Origin of the sequence: Actinomadura sp. 7K534 (assembly GCF_004348575.1) — a bacterium.
Lineage (GTDB): Bacteria > Actinomycetota > Actinomycetes > Streptosporangiales > Streptosporangiaceae > Spirillospora > Spirillospora livida.
Map to the genome: position 1 here is coordinate 1 of NZ_SMKB01000441.1, position 2,172 is coordinate 2,172.

At 72.4% G+C, this 2,172-nt stretch carries 2 protein-coding genes; one reads left to right on the forward strand and one right to left on the reverse strand.

The genetic code is table 11. From position 1 onward, the window contains the following. Positions 1–4: 4 nt before the first annotated feature. A complete protein-coding gene (locus E1266_RS36905; RefSeq protein WP_243719353.1) occupies positions 5–1,111 on the reverse strand; it encodes a LacI family DNA-binding transcriptional regulator in 1,107 nt (368 codons plus the stop codon). Positions 1,112–1,379: 268 nt separating this feature from the next. Here E1266_RS36905 and E1266_RS36910 point away from each other — a divergent pair, with 268 nt between their 5' ends. Next, a complete protein-coding gene (locus E1266_RS36910) occupies positions 1,380–2,069 on the forward strand; it encodes a TetR/AcrR family transcriptional regulator (RefSeq protein WP_229808677.1) in 690 nt (229 codons plus the stop codon). The last annotated feature ends 103 nt before the right edge of the window (positions 2,070–2,172 follow it).

Here is a 2,172-nt window from a genome sequence, read left to right on the forward strand (position 1 = left end):
GGGGTCAGGCGGCGGGGGCGGGTCCCGTCGTGGAGCGGACCACCAGGTGCGGGACGACCAGGTTCTGCCGCGCCGCGCGGGACGGGTCCCCGATGCGGGCGGTCAGCAGCTCGGCGGCCACCCGTCCCATGTCCCGGCGCGGCTGGTCGACGCTGGTCAGCGAGATGTGCCGGATGGCGGCCAGGTGAGTGTTGTCGTAGCCGACGATCGACAGGTCCTCCGGGATCCGCAGCCCGAGTTCGTCGGCCGCCGACAGCGCGCCGGTCGCGACGAGGTCGTTCGGCGCGAAGATCGCGGTGGGCCGGGGATCGCGGCGCAGCAGCGCGAGGGCGGCGCGGTACCCGCCGTCCTCGGTGAAGTCGCCGGGCTCGACGAGGACCTCCCGGCCCAGCCCGTGGCGGCGCATCGCCCGCTCGTAGCCGGCGCGGCGGTAGCGCGCGGTCGTGGAGCGGGCCCCCTCGATGTGCGCGATCCGCCGGTGGCCCAGGTCGACCAGGTGGTCGACGGCGAGGCTGGCGCCGAGCTCGTCGTCGTCCACGACGATGTCGACGCCGACGACGTCGCGCTCCCCGACGACCACGACCGGGACACTGGCGGCGGCTTCTTTCAGCGAGTCGGGGACGACGCTGAGCAGCACAAGCCCGTCCACCCGCATCTCCAGGAACGCCTCGACGGCCTCCGCCTCGAACATCGGGTCCCAGCGGCCGCTGCCGACGAGCATCCGCAGGCCGGCGCCGTGCAGGCTCTCCTGCAGGCCGTCGAGGAACTCGGCGAAGAAGGGGTTGTGCAGGTCGGCGACGATGGCGCCGATCAGCCTGGTGCGCCCCTCGACCAGGCTCCTGGCCACGGCGTTCGGCCGGTAGCCGAGTTCGCGGGCGGCCTGCAGCACGGCCTGCCTGCGGCGTTCGCTCACGTGCGGTGACCCCCGCATCACCAGGGAGACGAGCGACTTGGAGACGCCGGCGCGCTCGGCGACGTTGCGGATCGTCGGTTTCGGCGCGGGGACCGGCCTCCCCTCGTCGCGGGCGGCGGGAGACGGTTCCTTGCGCGGCAGGGGGACCGCGCCTTCTCCTTGCCTGTCGTGCGGGGGATTCGCTTGCTCAGCTGACATGGCACTCCGTCCAGGGGGACCTGCAGGACCTGCCGCGGCGGCGCGCCACGGGGGTCGGCGCGCCGGCCTCCGCTCGGGAGGAGATGCCATGATGCCGCGCTCGCGGCTCAACCCGCCGCAACAGCGAGTAACGGGCATCCGACAATGGTGGTTCGGGCCTGTGGTGTTCCGGATCACAGCGGTTCGTACTTGATCACGACCCGGTGAAATGTCCGGTCGGTGCCGCCGCTGTGGCCTGTGCCGTCCCGGCCTCGGATACGCTGCCCACGTGGGAGATCGTGCGGTGACCGGCGGCAAGGCGCGCGGCCGGCCGAGCGGCGGACGGGGCCGTCGCAGGCTCAGCGTGGACGAACGGCGGGACGAACTGATCGCGGCGGCGCTGCAGCTGTTCAGCACGCGCTCGCCCGAGGACATCTCGATCGACGACGTGGCGGCTGCGGCGGGCGCCTCGCGCGCGCTGGTCTACCACTACTTCGGCGGCAAGTACGAGCTGTACCTCGCGGCGCTCGGCAGCGCGGCCAAGCAGCTGTCGGTCCTGCTGGAACCGCCCACGGAGGGCAAACCGCTGGACCGGCTGCGGATCTCGCTCCGGCGCTACTTCGACTTCGTGGAGAGCCACGCGGCCGGTTACACCGCGCTGCTGCGCGGCGGCCCGGCCGACCGGTCGGGCGAGGTCGGCGAGATCGTCGACGGCATCAGGCAGCTCCTGCTGGACCGGATCCTGCATTCGCTGGAGGTCGAGACGCCGCCGCCCGTCCTGCGCATCACGCTGCGCTCCTGGATGGCGGCCGTGGAGACCGCCGGCCTGGACTGGCTCGAGAACCGCGACGTGCCGCGCGCGGACCTGGAGTCGCTGCTCGTCGACCACCTGGTGGTCGTCTTCCACGCCGCGGGCCGGCACGACCCGCTGACCGCCAAGCTCTTCGACCGGCTCTCCCAGGAAGAGCTGAGCGCCTGAGCGACGTGCGCGGATTTTGGGACACACGAGGCGAATTGTCCACATGAGGACACTCCCTCCATCCCCCGGACAAAGCCTCCATAGGAACTCCCCAGCCCCAGAG